Genomic DNA, 18,012 nt, shown 5'->3' with positions numbered 1-18,012 from the left:
GGCGGTCTCAGACGGTGAGTGCAACACCTGCGAGATACTCACTCAGTGTCTCAGCAGGTGTTGCAAACTCCAAAGTCTGCCGAGGGCGACGATTGAGCTGGTTCTGCATAAACAGAATCTCAGCCTCGCTGATCTCGTTGAAGTTCGTAGACTTCGGGTAATAGTCCCGGATCAAACCATTCAGGTTCTCGTTCGAGCCCCGCTGCCAAGGCGAGTGCGGGTCACAGAAAAACACGGGCACCCCTGACGCGACAGTGAACTGGGCATGCTTCGCCATTTCAGCACCCTGGTCCCACGTCAGAGTCGCTTTCAACGCCAGCGGGAGTCCTTCCATGAGACGCTGCAGCACACCCGTCACAGTCTCTGAATCCCGGCTACCTGGCAGCTTCGCGATCAACGCGAACCTGGATGCCCGTTCCACCAGCGTCACCAAACCCGAGTTCCCCGGACCCACAACCAGGTCGCCTTCCCAATGCCCTGGCACTGCCCGATCCGCGGCTTCTGCTGGCCGGTCACTCAACCTGGCTCCTTCGAGCCAGGGCCGGCTGGAACGCTTGGGAAGTTTGGACCGCGGGAGCCGGCTCGTGCGTCCTGACCTGATGGCTTTCTCGACCGAGAGTTCGTGCCTGAGTGCGCCTTTGCCTTGCACGTACAAGGCTTGATAGATCGTTTCGTGTGACACGTACAGCTCCGGGTGCGTGGGGAACATTTTCCGGAGCCTGCCCGCGATTTGTTGGGGAGACAGCCGATCGTTTAACTCTTCCACCACGATACGCCGGAGCATAGGCTCTTGGTCGAGTTTCCGTGGTTTCGGGCGTGCTCGACGCAGACCCGCGTAATGGTGCGCGAGAGTCGCGTCATACAGGGTGTCAGTTCTCCCGGCCAGGCTTGCCCGACGTATCTCCCTTGACACGGTTGACGGGGAAGCATTGATCATGCGGGCGATACGCCTGATCGAGAACCCGTGTTCCAGTCCTGCCTGGATACGGGCTCGGTCGATCGTGGTCAGTCTTCGCCCAGGCCCGGACATGGGAAACGTGTCGAGCGAGGAAGGCTGGTTGAGTCCGTGTCCTCGCCCGGTGTTGAAGGTCATACCAGCAAGTTTTGCCCATCGCAGGACCGAGGAACGTGGAATGCCTAGGGTCTTACTGGCCTCGTCACTCGGTTTCCCGTTGATGAGAAGGGTGAGTGCGTGGGCGCGAATGGTGAGTGGGTAGTGGCGCATGAGAGGGTGAGTGCTTCCTGTCCTGGTTATGGACAGGTGTTGCACTCACCCTCTGAAACCGCCGGGCTGATCTCGGCAGAAACCGCCTGTTTCGAGGAGTTTTGCTCGGGCTTTGTGGGCCCGATACCAAACGGCCGTTCAACGACTCAACCCCTCGAAACAGGGCGATTCTCTCGAAACACGCACTTTCTGGCGAAAGAAAGTGGTCATCTCGGGAGAAAGGCCCCGTCTCGAGGGGTTGAGGTGAAAAGTAAGGCTTAGACCTGTGCGCTCGCGATCCACGCCTCCACCGCGTCAGCGGTGCGGGGGATACCTGCCGAGAGGTTCAGGCAGCCGCTCTCGGTCACGACAATGTCGTCCTCGATGCGCACGCCGATGCCGCGGTACTCAGCGGGAACCGTGAGATCGTCAGGCTGGAAGTACAGGCCCGGCTCGATCGTGAAGACCATGCCCGGTTCGAGCACGCCGTCCATGTACATCTCACGACGCGCCTGTGCGCAGTCGTGCACGTCCATGCCGAGGTGGTGGCTCGTGCCGTGCACCATGTAGCGACGGTAGTACGCGGTGCCATCGTCTTCGGGGAGCATGCCCCACTCGCGGGTGCGGCGTTCGATCACCGTCATCGCTGCGTCGTGCACTTCGTGGAAGCGGATCCCGGGGCGCACAATCGCACGTGCGGCGTCTGCTGCCTCGAGCACGGCGTTATAGACGCGGCGCTGCACCTCAGTGAACTTGCCCGAGACGGGCACGGTGCGGGTGATGTCTGCCGTGTACAGGCTGTCCAACTCGATGCCAGCATCGAGGAGCAGCAGATCGCCCTCACGCACGGGGCCATCATTGCGGATCCAGTGCAGCGTGCACGCGTGCGGACCCGAAGCGGCGATGGTCTCGTATCCGACAGTGTTGCCGTCGAGACGCGCGCGCTGGTTGAACACGCCCTCGACGATGCGCTCGCCGCGGGGGTGCGCGCTCGCCTTCGGCAGCGCAGCGAGGACCTCAGTGAATCCCTGCGCGGTGGCATCGACGGCGGCCTGCATCTCTGCGAGTTCGTAGTCGTCCTTCACGAGACGCAGCTCAGAGGTGACGCGCGCAAGCTCAGCGTCGTCAAGTGTGATGTCGCCAACCTCTGCACGGAACTCTGCGAGGTGCGCTGTTGGCACGTCAAGCAGTGCCGAGACCTGCGCGAGTGAGGGGCGCGGGCCGATCCAGAATTCGCCGATCTCAGGGTTTGCAAAGAACTCGTCGCTGTCGCGACCAGCGCGCTCGCGGAAGTACAGGGTCGAGGCGCCGTCTTCGATGACGAGGATCGCACCTGGCTCGGACTCTGCACCCCAACCGGTGAGGTGCGCAAATGCCGAGTGCGCGCGGTACTGGTAGAACGTGTCGTTTGAACGCTGCTTCATTGCGCCAGCGGCGATGACGAGGCGCTTGCCTACGAACTGTGCTGCGACTGCAGCACGACGCGCTGCAGCGAAGCCGGCGGCGGGATGGGCTGCGGGCAGCTCGTCAACCCGATCCGCCCAGTGCTGCGAAATATACGTGCCGAACGCGTCATTCTGCGGGGTCGTGCTGCGGTTCGTGTTATCGATCTCTACCTCGTGGGTAGCCTGCTCGCTCGTGGTCATGCCTCCATCTTCTCACCTGAACACCGGAACCGCCTCCGAGACCCCAAAGCGTGGGAAAGCCCATAGACTGGCGGAATGGAACGCACCGAGAAGCAGCGAGGATTCGACCTCCACACGCACTCGGTGTTCTCGGACGGTACGACCCGGCCGAGTGAGATCGCCGCAGACGTCGCCGCGCTCGGACTCAGCGGCTTCGCCCTGACCGACCACGACACGATCGACGGTTGGGAAGAAGCACGCGAGGCGGCAGCGATGCACGGCATCGATTTTCTTCCTGGTATCGAGATCACCACGAAGTTTGCTGGCCGCTCGCCGCACCTACTGGGATACGGCATCTCACCGGATGACGAGGAGCTGTTTGACGCGCTCGCGGTGGTGCGCCGCGCACGGCTGACCCGCGCGAGCAAGATGGTCGACCTCATCAAGAAAGACTTTGCGATCACGTGGGAAGACGTGCTCGGCTCCGAAGACGCACGAACAGTGGGTCGCCCGCACATCGCTGACGCGCTCGTGCGCGCAGGGTATTTCATTGACCGTAGTGCCGTGTTCGCCGAACTGCTGTACCCCGGCTCGCCGTATTACATCGGCACACTTGCGATGGATACGGCAGAGGCGATCCGCCTGGTGCGTGAGGCCGGCGGGGTGCCCGTCATTGCGCATCCAGCGGCAAACCGCCAGTCAGAAGCAATTCCGCTCGCCGATCTCGAGGCGCTCGCCGCGGCTGGCCTGTGGGGCATCGAGCTCGATCACCCAGAGAATCGGGCTGAGTGGATCCCTGAACTGCGTACCGGCTCGGCGGACATCGGGCTGATCCCGACGGGGTCGAGCGACTTCCACGGCGCTGGCAAGCCGAACCGGCTCGGCGACTTCACGACCCCTGAAACGACTGTGGCGGCCATCCGGAAGATGACCGCCACGCCGCGTTAACCACGCCGCACTAACTACGCCGCCGCGCTGCCCGCAAGGCTGTCGGCCGCGATGCGACCGTCAATCACGGTGACAAGCTCGTCGAGCGTGCCGCGGTGCACGAGGTCGTGCGTGACCAGCAGCGTCGCGGTGCCGCGCTCGTGAGTGAGGTCGGCGATGAGCTGCATGATTTCGGCGCCGCGCTCCTGATCGAGCGCGCTCGTCGGCTCATCGACGAGGAGCGCATCTGGCTCCTGTACGAGCGCACGGGCGATCGCGATGCGCTGGCGCTGGCCGCCCGAGAGCTGGTGTGGTCGCTTGTTTGCGTGCTCAGCGAGACCAACTGCGCCGAGCAGCTCGTCCACACGGCCAGCGATCTGTGTGCGCCTGGTGCGACGATCCGCGCCCCCGAGCTCCGCCATGACGAGCAACTGCTCGCGTGCGGTGAGGGATGGGAGCAGGTTCGACTGTTGGAACACGATGCCGATGCGGTCGCGACGAAGCGCCGCTGCATCCTCGAGCGAGAGCTTGGCTGCGTCGACGGTGGGATGATCCGCCCCACTGAGTAGGACGCTGCCGCTGTCGGGTCGGATGAGCGTCGATGCGACCGCGAGGATCGAGGACTTGCCTGAGCCAGACGGTCCGGTGATGCCGGTCACCTTGCCTGCTGGCGCGGTGAGGGTGACGTTGTCGACCGCGGTGACGCGGCTGTCGCCGTCGGGGAAAGTGAGGGTGACGTTCTGCAGTTCAATCATCGGTGGCTCCCAAGTGCTACGAGTGGATCGGCTTTGGTGACGGTACGGAGTGCGAATGCGGCTCCCGCGAGTCCGAGGACGGCCATGATGAGCGCGGGGAGCACGGTGGTGAGCGGACTCAGCAGGAACGGCAGAGCCTGACCCGCGAGGAGACCGAGGCCGGTCACCGCGAGGATGCCGATGCCGATACCCGCGATGAGGACGACGAGGGCCTGGCCGAGCGCATCCTTGATGAGCGAAGAATTCGAAGCACCGAGCGCCTTGAGTACCGCGACATCGCCGGCCCGCTGCATCGTCCAGACGCTGAAGAATGCGCCGACGACGAGCGCAGAGATACCGAAGAGCATCGCGATCATGAGTCCGAGCGAGCCGATCTCTGACTTGAACGTCGAGAGCGCCGCTAGGGACATGATGGGGGTCTTCACGGTCGTGCCGGTGTCCGCGGCGATGCCGTCCCAATCGGGCGCGGATCCGTCAGCACCCGACACCAGCAGCGCCGTTGGCGCGCCCGTACCGCCGAGCTTCGCATTCGACATCGCCCAATCGCCGTGGTCCATTGCGACGACCGGCGTATGGCTGTACCAGGCCTCCGGGCCGATCTTTGCGACGGTGAACTCGGAACCGATGATCGTGAGCGTATCGCCCACCTGCGCACCGAGCTCATCGGCAGCGCCCTGCGAGAGTCCAACCTCGCCGGTCTTTGCCGGGGTGAGGTCGAATACTGAGCCGGTGGTGCCGTCTTTCTCGGATGCTTCTGCCATTCCGAACAGGGCGACGCCGACCGTACCCTCGGCAGCGGTCGCCGATCCGCTCGTGTTTTCAGCGCGCGCCTGCGCGATGCCGAGGGGGAGGACAGTCTCGATGCCATCGGCCGCGATCCAGGCTTCGCCTGCCTCGTTTGAGATGGATGAGGTGGCGTAGTCTGGGGCGCCATCACCGGGATTTTGCAGCACCACGCGCTCACCTGGCAGCTGCAGTACCGCAGAGATGTTCTGCGATGCCAAGCCGCCGGTGAGCCCCGAAAGGAAGCCGACGAGCAGCGTGATGAGTGCCACCACGGTTCCGATGAGGAAGAAGCGACCCCGCGCAAACCGCAGGTCTCTCCAAGCAACGAACACGATAACTCCTTCCGGTCGCGCTTGGTGCGCGGCCACCATTCAAGAATCGCGAAATTTCGGGGCCTGAACATCGGCCGCACACCCGGTCTTTTACCGCTCAAATCGGCTGATGCGGGGTCATCCGAATGGATGATGACGGGACGTGCGGAACGGCGTAGCCTGGAAGCGTCATGAGTCACTCACGCGAGCACGCCACCCTGTCACCGGTCTTTGCCGGACTCCGCCTCGGCCTGCACGTGCTGCTGCTTGGCCTGCTCATCTTGCCGGTGGTAACGAGCTATCTCTCTGGCTCCGGGCATTTTCTCCCGGTGCTCATCATCGCGGTCGGCTTCCTTGCGGTGTACGTTGGCGGTGCCGCATTCGGGCACTTCCGCGGGATACCGACACCCGCGACTCGCACCTCACAATCGATTGCCTGGGTGGCTGCCCTCACGCTGCTCTGGAGCGTGCTTGTCTGGCTGTCGCCTGAGGGGGCGTACCTCGTCTTCCCGCTCTTCTTCCTGTACCTGCACGTGTTGCCGTCCCCGGGCGGACTCATCGCCGTCATTGTGACCACGGGAATCGCCGTGCTTGCGCTCGGCCTTCACCTTGGCTTCAGCTTCGGCGGAGTGATCGGACCTATCGTCGGTGCCGTCGTCGCCACCTTCATCGGCTACGGCTACCGGCGGCTCACGCGTGAGATGCATGAACGAGAAGCGCTGGTGCAGGAGCTCCTTGCCACCCGCGAACAGCTTGCGGCAACCGAACGTGAGCAGGGAGCGTTCGAGGAGCGCGCGCGGCTCGCCAGAGACATCCATGACACAGTTGCGCAGGGGCTGTCGAGCATCCAGATGCTGTTGCACGCGGCCGAGCGCACGACGCCGGAACCCGGACTCGGACACCTGCGCCTCGCGCGCGAGACCGCTGCGGAGAGCCTGGCCGATACCCGCCAGATCATTCGTGCGCTCACGCCAGAGACGCTGTCGAACGGTCTCGCTGATGCGCTTCGACGACTTGCCGCCGATCAGAGCCGGCGCACGGGAATACTTGCCGCTGTAGACATCGACCCCGAGGTGGAGTCCCGCGAGCTGAGCATGGACGCCAGCACGGCACTCCTGCGTATCGCGCAGGGGGCGATGTCGAATGTGGCCAAACACTCTGGCGCGGATCACGCCAGCATTACCCTCACGACAACTGATGATGGCGGCGTCCGGTTGACGATCACTGATGACGGCTGCGGGTTTGACCCGCAGATCATGCAGGCACGCAATCCCTCGCGGGACTCCTTCGGCATTCGTGCCATCGAAGAGCGTGTCGTGCAGCTCGGCGGCGCGCTGGAGATTGAATCGGCGCCAGGACGCGGTACCGTGCTTTCGGCGACCCTTTCCAGAGAGGCTGTGTGATGGCTATGCGTATCGTGCTTGCAGATGATCACCCCGTGGTGCGCGCGGGGATTCGCGCGCTTCTCGAGGGTGAGCCAGAATTCACAGTCGTCGGCGATGCTGCCACTCCTGCTGATGCGGTGCGGGCGGCAGCCGAGCTCCGGCCAGACGTCGTGCTGATGGACCTCCAGTTTGGTGCGGCCGCAGCGGGCGCCGGCGCAGCTGGTGCGGGCGGACCGGTGAACGGGGCCGATGCGACCAGGGAGATTCGAGCCTTGGCCGATCCGCCAGCCGTGCTCGTGCTCACCAACTACGACACCGACGGCGACATTCTCGGGGCGGTCGAAGCTGGCGCGAGTGGGTACCTGCTGAAGGACGCTCCGCCAGAGGAACTCGTCGCCGCGATCCGCGCGGCCGCAGCGGGGGAGAGTGCGCTTGCTCCTGCGATCGCCGGCCGGCTGCTCGCCCGGCTGCGCGCACCGCAGGAGAGCCTGAGCGCGCGTGAGGCAGAGGTGCTGACGCTGGTGGCTCAGGGCAAATCAAATACGCGGATCGCGACTGAGCTCGTCATTTCCGAAGCGACGGTGAAAACGCACCTCGCGCACATCTATACGAAGCTCGGAGTCTCATCCCGAACCGCTGCCGTTGCTGCCGCGCGGAAGTCCGGCGCGATTCGGTAGCTCGGTTTACAGCGGCCGAGGCTTACACGCAGTCAACCCCGCGAGATGGCCCGATTCATCTCGAGATGACCCGTTTCTACGTGTAGAAACTCGGGTTTTCGGGAGAAAGCGCCGTTCTCGCGGGGTTGAGGTGCTTGCCGCGGGGTTGAGGTGCTCAGCTCAGGGCTGCGCGGGTAGAGCGGGTGGTTGAAACTACGCCAGGAGCGCGCGATCGTCGAAGCTTGCGCCCTTGATCTTCGCGAACTCCGAAAGCAGTGCCGGCACCGTAAGGTGCTTCTTCTCCTCTTCGGAAGCCTGGAACACAATCCGACCCTCGTGCATCATGATGAGGCGGTTACCCAGCTGGAGCGCCTGCTCCATGTTGTGAGTGACCATGAGGGTGGTGAGGCGATCCGCCGCCACAATGCGCTCGGTGAGGTTCGTCACGAGCGCCGCGCGCTGTGGATCGAGCGCCGCAGTGTGCTCATCAAGGAGCAGGATGCGGGGCTGCGTGAAGCCAGCCATGAGGAGCGAGAGCGCCTGACGTTGGCCGCCTGACAACAGACCCACCTTGGCAGTGAGCCGGTTCTCGAGGCCGAGCTCAAGCGACTTCAGCTCCTCAACGAATAGCTCGCGGCGAGCCTTGGTGCGTCCGGCACCGAGGCCGCGGGACTGTCCGCGCTTGAGTGCCAGGGACAGGTTCTGCTCGATCGTGAGATCAGGAGCGGTTCCTGCCATCGGATCCTGGAAGACGCGACCGACATACTTCGCGCGCTGGTACTCCTTGAGCTTCGCGACCTGCTTGCCGTCGATCGTGAGCGAACCAGTGTCGATGAGGTAACGACCAGCAACCGCGTTCAGTAGCGTGGACTTGCCCGCACCGTTTGAACCGATCACCGTCACGAAATCGCCCTGGCTCAGGCGGAGGCTGACGTCCACGAGCGCCTTGCGCTCATTGATCGTCCCGGGGAAGAACGTCTTCGAAATCTTGTCGATGTGCAACATGTGCTTACTTCCCTCCCGCTACGGGGACCTTGACGCCGGTGGTCGCTGAGATGACCGGATCTGGCCCCTGGTCCTTCGGCCTCGTATTGCCACGGTTGCTCCACGCCGGAATCTTCTTGAGGAAGCCCCAGCGCGGCAGCAGCAGCGCGAGCACGACGAGCACAGCGGTGACTGCGCGCATATCGTTCGGGTTCAGACCTGCCGAGAGTGCGATGAAGATGATCATTCGGTACAGGACCGAACCAACGAGCACGGCAAGGCTTGCCATGAAGATGTTGCGCTGGCCAAGCACTGCCTGGCCGAGGATCACCGATGCGAGACCGATGAGGATGATGCCGATACCCATGCTGATGTCTGCGAAGCCCTGGTACTGCGCGATGATCGCGCCGGCCAGGGCGACGAAGCCGTTCGAGAGCGCAAGGGTGAGGATCTTCATACGGTCGGTGCTTACACCGAACGAGCGGATCATCTGCTCGTTGTTACCCGTTGCCTGGATCGCGAGACCGAGGTCGGTCGAGAGGAACCAGTCGAGTGCGAGCTTCACGAGGAAGACCGCGACGATGAAGATGACGACCGCGATCCAGGTCTTGCCGATCCAGCCATTGTCGCGAAGCGGCGACATGATCGTCTCTTCGCGGAGGAGCGGTACGTTTGCCTTGCCCATGATGCGCAAGTTGATAGACCAGAGCGCGATCATCGTGAGGATGCCAGCGAGGAGGCCGTCAATGCGGCCCTTCGTGTGCAGCAGACCCGTCACAATGCCGGCGACCACGCCCGCTGCAGCGCCCGCAAGGGTCGCGAGCAGCGGGCTTTGGCCAGCCACGATCATGGACGCAGCTACTGCGCCGCCAGTGGTGAAACTGCCGTCGACCGTGAGGTCGGGGAAGTTCAGCACCCGGAACGTCAGGTAGACGCCGAGCGCCATGACTCCGTAGAGGAGTCCAATTTCCAGTGCACCGATCACAGGATTACTCGATGACGCTGTCAGCGCGCTCGAGGAGAGCTGCCGGGATTTCGACGCCCTGGCGCTTTGCAGCTTCAGGGTTCACGACGAGCGAAAGCTCCTTCTGCGACTCAACGGGCATGGTCGCGGGATCTGCGCCGTCCTCGAGGATGCGAAGCGCCATCTCGCCGGCCTGGTGACCGAGCTTCAGGTAGTCGATACCGAGGGTGGCAACTGCGCCGCCCTCAACGTGAGTGGAGTCTGCGCCGACAACGAGGATGCCGCGATCCTCAGCCACGGAGATGAGCGAGCCAAGACCCGATGCCACGAGGTTGTCACTCGGGGTGTAGATCGCGTCGATGTCGCTGAGGGCCTCAACAGCCTGCTTCAGCTCAGACGCGTTGGTGATAGAGGTAGCAACGATCTCGAGACCGCGCTCCTTTGCCGCTTCCTTGGCAAGTGCAACCTGCACCTCAGAGTTTGCCTCGCCCGAGCCGTAGACGATGCCGATGCGCTTCGTATCGGGCTTGATCTCGGTGATGAGGTCGATCTGATCGGCGACCGGGTTCATATCGCTGACACCGGTCATGTTTGCGCCAGGCTTCTCGTTGCTTTCGAGTAGGCCGGTGGCAACGGGATCGGTGACGGCTGCGAAGAGCAGCGGAATGTCTGCGTTGTTCTGCAGGAGTGCCTGCGCAGAAGGGGTGGCGATCGCGATCGCAAGGTCGAGGTTTGACGTAGCGAAGGTCTGCGAGATCGTTGTTGCGGTTGGTACCTCACCGTTCGCGTTCTGCTCGTCGAACGTGACGGTCTCGCCTTCGACGTAGCCCGCGTCGAAGAAGGCCTGCTTGAAGCCTTCACTTGCGGAGTCGAGCGCGGGGTGCTGAACGAACTGGCTAATGCCTACCTTGAACGACTGCTCGTCGCCTGCGCCGGCGTCATTGCCTGCGTTCGACGAGCATGCGCTCAGGAGAAGAGCAGCCGAAAGGGCTACGCCTGCTGCGGCAAAGGTCTTACCGCGGAGCTTGTGGTTGGCCATGATGTCCTCATTTACTGTGGATGGTCAGAAAGGGTCGACACGGCGCTCGTACTGAAACGTACTGGGACAACGCCGTCCTTGGTGGTTGAGCGTAACGACGAGCCGGGGCCACTGTAAACATGTTCTTTGTTTCCTAGACATGTGTGGCTGTTCGGCGGCTGAAGTTCCGCGATGGCTATACAACTTGTACAGCGGTTTGGGGTGTGCTCTGGGAATCGTCACACGCTGCTGAGAGCAGAAACATTGCGGGTGAGGGACTGAGACCTGCGCAGCTGTCGCTATGCGGCTGACACGCTTCCGTTCGTGAACTCTTGTGAAAGTGCCGCGATGACTGCTTCGTTCTCGGCAGCGTTGCCGATCGAAATGCGAATGCCCTCGCCAGCAAACGTGCGAGCCGAGATGCCGTTGGCCTCGAGCGCCGCGTTGAAGCGCGCGCTGTCAGTCCCGAGCGGCAGCCACACAAAGTTTGCCTGTGACTCGACGAGTGGCAGACCCAGTGCACGGAGGGCATCGGTGAGCTGCTCGCGTGAGGTGACGATGTCGGTGATCCGCGCCCCGAGTTCTGCTTCGGCCTCGAGGGATGCGACCGCGGCCTCCTGAGCGAGTGCGGTGACTGCGAACGGCACCGATACCTTGCGCAGTGCCTCGGCGACGTCGGTGGGGGCGATGGCGTAGCCGATGCGCAGACCGGCGAGCCCATACGCCTTCGAGAACGTGTGTAGCACTGCGACGTTTGGGTGCTTCTTGAACTCAGCGATGCCGCTTGGCGAATCAGTGTCGTGATCGAAGTGAACGTACGCCTCGTCGATCACCACGAGCACCGTGCGGGGGACAATCGCGAGAAACGCATCGAGCTCTGACTGACTGATGACCGTGCCGGTCGGGTTATTCGGGTTGCACACGAAGATGACGCGTGTGCGATCTGTGATCGCAGCTGCCATTGCCGGCAGATCGTGGCGCGCATCAGCGTCGAGCGGAACCTCAACGGGGACTGCACCCGCAACGCGCGTGAGAATCGGGTACGCCTCAAAGGAGCGCCATGCGTACATGACCTCGTCGCCGGGGCCGGTGAGCGCGTGGATGAGCTGGGCGGCAACTTCAACGGAGCCTGCACCGAGCGAGATGTTATCTGCCGCAACATCAAAGCGTGCGGCGAGTGCGTTCACCACCGGCTCTGCGGCGATACTCGGGTAGCGGTAGATGGCGTCGGGCAAACATGCGGCAACTCGACGCTGAACTGACTCGAGCGGCGGGTAGGGGTTTTCGTTTGAGGAGAGCTTGTAGCTCTGCCCAGAAGGCGAGATCGGGGCGGCCTTGCCCGCGCGGTAGGCCGCGACGTGTTCGAGGCCTGGACGGAATTCAAGAGTCATGTGTTGGCTCGCTTTCGCTGAATGGAGTGTTCCGGCCGCAACTCTAGGGATCGGGGAATTCCTCCGTCAATCGGTTCATTTTTCGGGTAGCAATATGTACTGACAGATAGGTGTGACCTGCGATAGGGTGGGCAAAATGTCTAGGCAAGGAGGCCTTGTGGCAATTGATGCACTCGACGCGCGACTCATTACGCTCACCAGCGAAGAAGCAGGTATTTCGGTAGTCGAATGTGCGCGCAGATTGGGAATTGCGCGCGCAACTGCGCAGGGCAGGCTCGATCGGTTACGCAAAACCGGCATCATTAAATCAATGGCGCCGCACATCGACCCTGTCGCACTCGGCTTCACGATCCGCTGCTTCTGCTCGATCCAAATTGATCAGCGGATCGGCCACGATCGGGTCTCAGTTGGCCTCGAAGCTATCCCAGAACTGCTCGAATTGCACACCGCGACTGGGGATGCGGATCTGTTTGCCGCAATCGTTGCCCGGTCGACGCACGACCTGCAGCGGGTGCTTGACCTCGTTGCCACTGCGCCAGGGGTCATTCGAGTGTCGTCACAGCTTGTCCTCGGCACACACTTCATGGGGCGGACGTTGCCGCTCGTCAAGGCTGCGCTGAGTTCTTAAGCATTGGGGTCCCGCGAAACGGGTCCATTGGCTCCCAACCCCGCGAAACGGGTAGTTTCTGCCGAGATGACCCCTTTCTGCGCGCTGAAACTAGTGTTCTCGTGGGAAAGGGGCGGTTTCGACGTGGTGACTGCGCCTCTGACCCCGTGAAGTGCAGTGACCTGAGACACCCAGCCTCAATCTGGCTCTGGTTGAGGGAATGAGGCCGCCCGGCCGCGAGGCCGGCCCGTTCTTTCCCCGGCAGATGCCCGTGCGTGATGCGCGTTGGGTGCCGTTGAGCGTCAGGGGTGCGCTGAACGGGATTGGCCCTTGCCGGCCGGGACTCTGTCCTTGGTCAACCTCGCGAAACGGTCACATTTTGTCGAGATGACTGCGTTGTCTTGGCCGCAACTACAGACCAAGCGGTCCACCAGGAAACAGACTTTGGCCGTTTAGAGACGGAATATTGCGATTACGCGACTCCGATTATTGTTTGCTGCTCGGTCAAGCTTCTTCGCAATCGAATGGTCTGAACTGGGAATTGCAGCGGGTAAGCGCGAACACATTGCCGAGAATTCTGGCATTTCAGGAAATGCTAGATCTGATAGTCCCCCAGGTCTGCGGCCGACGGGCTGGGTGCAAACTTTGCCTGAACTATGGAGAAAACCCACGTCAGTAGTGACACTACAAGCGAAGATGTCAAAAGGATCAAGAGCGTGAGAAGGGTGGTCATCACTATCCAGAGAATGGGATCCGTTTGACGATTGAACAAAACGACTATCAGATAGTAGTTTGCTCCCAACAACAAGGAAATGATCGCAAACGAAAATACCTTTTCCGCCGCCTCAAGCCTTGAGAACGCGGCGATCAACCCCAATGCCATCGGCAAAGCCAGCAGGGGGCTCGACGAGTAGAAGACTTCGAGGCTCGAAGCGAACTGGATCGGAAATGTGGACACAATCGCTACGACCGAGAAAATAATGATGAGGCCTGCAAACGACATTACAAATCTTGAGGCTAAAGACACCGACTCGTAACGAATCCAAACTGCAATGGCGGCGAGCAAAGGCAGCCCTAGAAAAGAAATGACGTATCCCCAGAACTGGTTGAGCATAACTTGCCCTGCATCTGACGAGATCGCGTCATCTAACGGAACCAGATTCTTCGACTGTTCAGCCATGTTTACTGCCGCAGTGTATTCCTGCGCTGGGGACCAAGTGTCAAACTGGTGAAGTAAGAAAAATATGTAAATCAAGGTGACGAGCACCTCAACCGCAATTAGAGCTCGTCGGGAGGCCTTTTCTCTTTCAATGCAAAGTGCGTCCTCGCTCAACATTATTTTCTTGACCTCTAGTTTTCTTAATGAAGCAAGTACTGACGCTCAGAATCGGCTGAAATGTGAGCTGAAGCATTGAGCGCCTGGCAGATTCAAGAGAATTTGCCAGGCGCTCGTTGGTTGATCGGTCTTATGCGTCCTGTGCGGGAGCCTCAGCCGAACCAGCACCAGCGTTCGAGCCGCCCTCTGCGCCGCCCGAGTTCGCGCCACCACGACGGCGACGGCGACGACGACGCGGAGCCTCGCCTGCCTCGCCAGTAGCCTGCTCGACGCCAGCCTCAGCCGACGCATTGCCCAAAGCTTTGTCCTGTGCCGAACGGCCTGCGCCGTGTGACTCGTGGCGTCCCTCGCCGCGCGGGTTCGAGCTGCGGGTACGGGTGCGATTGCGACGCTCGCCGCCCTCGCGCTGGCCGTCCTTCTTCTCGCGGTCGCCCGACGAACGGCGTGAGCCGTTGCGGGGTGCGGTCTCCTTGACGGGGGTCGCCTTCAGGCGGCCCTTCGAACCCTCGGGGATGTTCAGATCAGCGAACAGGTGCGGCGATGACGAGTAGGTCTCGACGGGCTCGTCGACACCGAACTCGAGCGCCTTGTTGATGAGTGCCCACTTGTGGAGGTCGTCCCAGTCAACGAAGGTCACTGCGATGCCCTCGCGGCCCGCACGGCCGGTGCGGCCAACGCGGTGCAGATAAGTCTTCTCATCGTCGGGCACGGTGTGGTTAATGACGTGGGTCACATCGTCGACGTCGATGCCACGAGCGGCGACATCAGTCGCAATGAGGATGTCCTTCTTGCCCGACTTGAAACTCGCCATTGCGCGCTCACGCTGATCCTGGTTGAGGTCGCCGTGCACCGAAGCTGCGTTGAAGCCGCGGTCGTTGAGCTCCTCCTGCAGCTTTGCCGCCGCGCGCTTGGTGCGCATGAAGATAACGGTCTTGCCGCGGCCCTCTGCCTGCAGGATGCGGCCGATGACCTCGTCCTTGTCGAGCGAGTGCGCGCGGTAGATGATGTGCTCGATGTTCGCCTGCGCCGCGCCCTCGTCGGGGTCGGTTGCGCGAATGTGCACTGGGTTCGACATGAAGCGACGTGCCAGGGTCACGATGGTGCCGGGCATGGTTGCCGAGAAGAGCATGGTGTGGCGCTTCTCTGGGGTCTTCGAGAAGAGCTTCTCAATGTCAGCGAGGAAGCCGAGATCGAGCATCTTGTCGGCCTCGTCAAGCACCATCTCGCGAACCTTCGACAGATCGAGCAGGCGCTGGTTCGAGAGGTCGAGCAGACGGCCGGGGGTGCCGACAACGATCTGCGCGCCGGCCTTCAGCTGTTCGATCTGGCCTTCGTACGCCTTGCCGCCGTAGATGGGGACGACAGTCGCCGCGCGGCCACTCGACGCGAGTTCGAGGTCTTCGTAGACCTGAACAGCGAGTTCACGGGTCGGCACGACGATGAGTGCCTGTACGCCAGGTTCGGGGTTCTCGCCAATGCGCTGCAGCAGCGGCAAACCGAAACCAAAGGTCTTGCCGGTACCGGTCTTAGCCTGACCGATGATGTCCTGGCCGGTAATAGCGAGGGGGATCGTCTGCTCCTGAATCGGGAACGCATCGACGATGCCTTCCTTTGCCAGTGCGTCGACCATGTCCTGGTCAATTCCAAGTTCAAGGAACGTTGTCACTGTGTGTGACCTCCGAAGTGTGCGGTGCTGCGCATGCATACTTCCGGCGCAGCGGCCCCAGCTTCCGTGAGCGGGGGCGATGAATAGTTCGTACGTATTCTATTCCAGAGCTGCACAGAACCCGAGGTAGGCTATTTATCGTGTTCAACTGGATTCGTGGCATCGGTAAGAAGCAGACCTCATCGCGCAAAGTACGCTCTCGCGGTGAGTCTGTTGGTGCCGAAAAGGTTGAAGTCGCTGCGTTTGCGCCCGAGGTACTTGAGTTCCTCGGTCTGACGGCGTACCTGCAGCTCGAGATGTACGAGGCCGCGACGCGCGGTGTTTCGGGTGCTCCGACGCTGCAGGCAAAAGAGGTGCTTGCGGGCGTCGCTGGCGCCACGCTGCAGAAGCACCAGCGATTTGCGGAGGAGATCCGCCGCCGCGGCCGCTCGCCGCACGTGGTGATGCAGCCGTACTCGACGATGATCGAGGACTACATCACGCGTATCGATGCGGTCGATTGGCATCAGCACGTCCTGTCGATCTATCTCGTTGGTGGCCTGTTTGATGACTTCTTCGCGGAGCTTGCGAGCGGCATCAAGGATCCGTTCAGCCGCGAGGCAATCGCGACGTTGAGCGATCACGCTGGCCGTGATGAGCTCAAGCGTCTGCTGCAGGCTGAGTTGGAGGCGGATCCGAAGCTCGGCAGCTGGCTTGCTGTCTGGGGTCGTCGTCTCGTTGGCGACACGCTGCTTATGGCGCGTGCCGTGCTTTCCCGCAGTGCGAACCGCGAGTTCGATGCTGACGCCGTTGAGCCCGTGTTTACGGAGCTCATTGCCGATCACATTCGCCGTATGGACGGCCTCGGCCTCACCGCGTAATTGTGACTGTGACGCTCGACACGCAAATCCCCGAGTGCCGATATTTTGTAGCGGATCTTTGCCGCTCGTGTGCACTCATCGAAACGCCGTACGCGGTGCAGCTGCGCGAGAAAGATCTCGCGTGCCGCGACACACTTGGTGAGTTCGGCCCCGCTGCGGATGCGTGGCTGCCACCAGTGCCGGGTGGGGTTACTGAGTTCCGGAACCGTGCAAAGCTCGCTGTCGGCGGGGAAGCTGGGGCAGTGACCCTCGGCATCCTTGACCTCAGCCGTGATGGCAACGGACGAGGCATTGACCTCACGGAGTGCCTGATCCACCAGCCAGGTCTGCAACGCGCGATTCCGCTCGTTGCAGCGTTCCTGAACGCGACCGGACTCGCGCCGTATTCCGTGCCGAATCGCAAGGGCGAGCTGAAGTACGCGCACCTCACCGAGGCGCCGTCAGGCGCGTTGATGGTGCGTTTCGTTGTGCGATCGAGCGGTGCGCTCGATCGGATCCGCGCGAAGCTGTCAGAACTGCGGGAACTGCTCCCGCAGGCGACGGTGATCTCGGTGAATCTGCTGCCGGAGCACAAGGCTGTGCTTGAGGGCGAGCGCGAAGAGCTGCTGCTCGGTGACTCGCTTGAAATGGATCTCGGGCCGGTGTCATTGCACCTGCAGCCCCAGAGCTTCTTCCAGACGAACACTCCCGTAGCGCAGGCGCTGTACGCGCAGGCGGCGGAATGGACTGCAGAGCTTCACCCCGCTTCATTGTGGGATCTCTACTGCGGCGTCGGTGGCTTCGCACTATTCTGCGCGGGAACTGGCGCAGGCGATGCGTCTGGGATCCGAGACACCGTGGGCATCGAAGTGAGTGAGGCCGCGATCCGCTCAGCGACACGGAGCGCGCAGGATGCGGGCGTACCCGTGCGATTCAGCGCGGGTGACGCGACTGCGTTTGCGCTCGAAAGCGCGCCCGAGGATGCGCCCGAGCTGGTCATCGTAAACCCGCCGCGCCGCGGCATTGGTCCGGAGCTTGCTGACTGGCTGGAACAGTCTTCGACGCGCTCGGTCATCTACTCGAGTTGCAACCCGAAGAGCCTCGCGCAGGATCTTGCGCGGATGCCCTCATTGCGAGCGGTGAACGCACGCCTGTTCGACATGTTCCCGCACACGGGGCATGCCGAGGTGATGGTACTGCTCGAACGGGTTGACGCGAAGTAAGTTTGCCGCGCGGCAACCCGCCCGAAAGCGAGTTAGCCGATGAAGCCGACCTTGCGGCTGTTCTCGCCACCGAACTCGATGAATGCGACCGAATCGGCAGCGACAATAATCTGCTTGCCCTTCGAATCTGCGAACGATGCGAAGCCCTCAGCTGCCTGAGTGAGCGCAGCGCGCACCTCGTCAGCAGTTGCCTCGGTCTCGAATGCGAGCTCGCGAGGTGAGTGCTTGATGCCGATACGAACCTCCACAGGGAGCCTCCTCATAGTGCTGTGACGCGACGTCACGAAGTAAGTACAAATTGAGTCTATGCCTGACCTCCGACACTGCGCCTCAGA

At 62.1% G+C, this 18,012-nt stretch carries 17 protein-coding genes; 6 read left to right on the top strand and 11 right to left on the bottom strand.

Annotated features, from left to right (window positions below):
- Window positions 1-7: 7 nt before the first annotated feature.
- Window positions 8-1,030, bottom strand: coding sequence for an IS30 family transposase (locus ICM05_RS11465; protein WP_255498931.1), 1,023 nt, complete (start codon window positions 1,028-1,030; stop codon window positions 8-10).
- 452 nt (window positions 1,031-1,482) lie between these two features.
- The gene (locus ICM05_RS11460; RefSeq protein WP_188024761.1) at window positions 1,483-2,850 is read right to left on the bottom strand and encodes an aminopeptidase P family protein; all 1,368 of its coding nucleotides are present in this window, start codon (window positions 2,848-2,850) and stop codon (window positions 1,483-1,485) included.
- A gap of 75 nt (window positions 2,851-2,925) precedes the next feature.
- Between ICM05_RS11460 and ICM05_RS11455 the strand changes: the two genes are divergently transcribed.
- Complete coding sequence (locus ICM05_RS11455; protein ID WP_188024760.1) at window positions 2,926-3,777, top strand: PHP domain-containing protein; 852 nt, start codon at window positions 2,926-2,928, stop codon at window positions 3,775-3,777.
- 14 nt (window positions 3,778-3,791) lie between these two features.
- Here the strand turns inward: ICM05_RS11455 and ICM05_RS11450 are convergent, their stop codons facing one another.
- Together ICM05_RS11450 and ICM05_RS11445 are read right to left on the bottom strand one after the other, a co-directional pair.
- Window positions 3,792-4,511, bottom strand: a complete 720-nt coding sequence (locus ICM05_RS11450) for an ABC transporter ATP-binding protein (RefSeq protein WP_188024759.1) — start codon at window positions 4,509-4,511, stop codon at window positions 3,792-3,794.
- Window positions 4,508-5,629 (bottom strand): ABC transporter permease, encoded by a 1,122-nt coding sequence (locus ICM05_RS11445; RefSeq protein ID WP_188024758.1) that lies wholly within the window; start codon window positions 5,627-5,629, stop codon window positions 4,508-4,510. Before ICM05_RS11445 ends, ICM05_RS11450 begins: the two co-directional genes overlap by 4 nt.
- 170 nt (window positions 5,630-5,799) lie before the next feature.
- Between ICM05_RS11445 and ICM05_RS11440 the strand changes: the two genes are divergently transcribed.
- On the top strand, window positions 5,800-7,011 hold the full coding sequence (locus tag ICM05_RS11440; protein WP_188024757.1) for a histidine kinase: 1,212 nt from the start codon (window positions 5,800-5,802) through the stop codon (window positions 7,009-7,011).
- A complete protein-coding gene (locus ICM05_RS11435; protein ID WP_285895424.1) occupies window positions 7,011-7,670 on the top strand; it encodes a response regulator transcription factor in 660 nt (219 codons plus the stop codon). Before ICM05_RS11440 ends, ICM05_RS11435 begins: the two co-directional genes overlap by 1 nt.
- A gap of 192 nt (window positions 7,671-7,862) precedes the next feature.
- On the opposite strand, the gene ICM05_RS11430 is transcribed toward ICM05_RS11435, so the two are convergent.
- The 4 genes from ICM05_RS11430 to hisC form a co-directional block, all read right to left on the bottom strand.
- Window positions 7,863-8,654, bottom strand: coding sequence for an ABC transporter ATP-binding protein (locus tag ICM05_RS11430; protein ID WP_188024756.1), 792 nt, complete (start codon window positions 8,652-8,654; stop codon window positions 7,863-7,865).
- A 4-nt stretch (window positions 8,655-8,658) separates the two neighbouring features.
- Window positions 8,659-9,618 carry an ABC transporter permease gene (locus ICM05_RS11425; RefSeq protein WP_188024755.1) on the bottom strand — a complete coding sequence of 320 codons (960 nt, stop codon included), beginning with the start codon at window positions 9,616-9,618 and terminating at the stop codon, window positions 8,659-8,661.
- Between the two features lie 4 nt (window positions 9,619-9,622).
- The gene (locus ICM05_RS11420; protein WP_188024754.1) at window positions 9,623-10,636 is read right to left on the bottom strand and encodes an ABC transporter substrate-binding protein; all 1,014 of its coding nucleotides are present in this window, start codon (window positions 10,634-10,636) and stop codon (window positions 9,623-9,625) included.
- A gap of 278 nt (window positions 10,637-10,914) precedes the next feature.
- Window positions 10,915-12,006: a histidinol-phosphate transaminase gene (gene hisC, locus ICM05_RS11415; protein ID WP_188024753.1), complete on the bottom strand. Its 1,092-nt coding sequence runs from the start codon at window positions 12,004-12,006 to the stop codon at window positions 10,915-10,917.
- A 157-nt stretch (window positions 12,007-12,163) separates the two neighbouring features.
- Between hisC and ICM05_RS11410 the strand changes: the two genes are divergently transcribed.
- Window positions 12,164-12,634: an Lrp/AsnC family transcriptional regulator gene (locus ICM05_RS11410; RefSeq protein ID WP_215401775.1), complete on the top strand. Its 471-nt coding sequence runs from the start codon at window positions 12,164-12,166 to the stop codon at window positions 12,632-12,634.
- A 574-nt stretch (window positions 12,635-13,208) separates the two neighbouring features.
- Here the strand turns inward: ICM05_RS11410 and ICM05_RS11405 are convergent.
- A complete protein-coding gene (locus ICM05_RS11405) occupies window positions 13,209-13,793 on the bottom strand; it encodes a hypothetical protein (RefSeq protein ID WP_188024751.1) in 585 nt (194 codons plus the stop codon).
- Between the two features lie 286 nt (window positions 13,794-14,079).
- The gene (locus ICM05_RS11400; RefSeq protein WP_188024750.1) at window positions 14,080-15,615 is read right to left on the bottom strand and encodes a DEAD/DEAH box helicase; all 1,536 of its coding nucleotides are present in this window, start codon (window positions 15,613-15,615) and stop codon (window positions 14,080-14,082) included.
- 140 nt (window positions 15,616-15,755) lie between these two features.
- Between ICM05_RS11400 and ICM05_RS11395 the strand changes: the two genes are divergently transcribed.
- Entirely contained in the window at window positions 15,756-16,475 is a 720-nt protein-coding gene (locus ICM05_RS11395) for a ferritin-like fold-containing protein (protein ID WP_188024749.1), read from the top strand.
- Window positions 16,476-16,483: 8 nt separating this feature from the next.
- Window positions 16,484-17,677, top strand: a complete 1,194-nt coding sequence (locus ICM05_RS11390; RefSeq protein WP_188024748.1) for a methyltransferase domain-containing protein — start codon at window positions 16,484-16,486, stop codon at window positions 17,675-17,677.
- A gap of 32 nt (window positions 17,678-17,709) precedes the next feature.
- On the opposite strand, the gene ICM05_RS11385 is transcribed toward ICM05_RS11390, so the two are convergent.
- Window positions 17,710-17,925 carry a DUF3107 domain-containing protein gene (locus tag ICM05_RS11385; RefSeq protein WP_188024747.1) on the bottom strand — a complete coding sequence of 72 codons (216 nt, stop codon included), beginning with the start codon at window positions 17,923-17,925 and terminating at the stop codon, window positions 17,710-17,712.
- Between the last annotated feature and the right edge of the window lie 87 nt (window positions 17,926-18,012).

This window comes from Leucobacter sp. cx-42 (genome assembly GCF_014529985.1).
Taxonomy (GTDB): Bacteria; Actinomycetota; Actinomycetes; order Actinomycetales; family Microbacteriaceae; genus Leucobacter.
This window is presented reverse-complemented; position numbering and strand designations above follow the sequence as displayed.

Excerpts from the sequence above, each read along its gene's own strand:
- ICM05_RS11435 (WP_285895424.1), top strand. The coding sequence starts at position 7,011 with ATGGCTATGCGTATCGTGCTTGCAGATGATCACCCCGTGGTGCGCGCG.
- ICM05_RS11460 (WP_188024761.1), bottom strand. The coding sequence starts at position 2,850 with ATGACCACGAGCGAGCAGGCTACCCACGAGGTAGAGATCGATAACACG.
- ICM05_RS11420 (WP_188024754.1), bottom strand. The coding sequence starts at position 10,636 with ATGGCCAACCACAAGCTCCGCGGTAAGACCTTTGCCGCAGCAGGCGTA.
- ICM05_RS11440 (WP_188024757.1), top strand. The coding sequence starts at position 5,800 with ATGAGTCACTCACGCGAGCACGCCACCCTGTCACCGGTCTTTGCCGGA.
- ICM05_RS11455 (WP_188024760.1), top strand. The coding sequence starts at position 2,926 with ATGGAACGCACCGAGAAGCAGCGAGGATTCGACCTCCACACGCACTCG.
- ICM05_RS11450 (WP_188024759.1), bottom strand. The coding sequence starts at position 4,511 with ATGATTGAACTGCAGAACGTCACCCTCACTTTCCCCGACGGCGACAGC.
- ICM05_RS11405 (WP_188024751.1), bottom strand. The coding sequence starts at position 13,793 with ATGGCTGAACAGTCGAAGAATCTGGTTCCGTTAGATGACGCGATCTCG.
- ICM05_RS11465 (WP_255498931.1), bottom strand. The coding sequence starts at position 1,030 with ATGTCCGGGCCTGGGCGAAGACTGACCACGATCGACCGAGCCCGTATC.
- ICM05_RS11430 (WP_188024756.1), bottom strand. The coding sequence starts at position 8,654 with ATGTTGCACATCGACAAGATTTCGAAGACGTTCTTCCCCGGGACGATC.
- hisC (WP_188024753.1), bottom strand. The coding sequence starts at position 12,006 with ATGACTCTTGAATTCCGTCCAGGCCTCGAACACGTCGCGGCCTACCGC.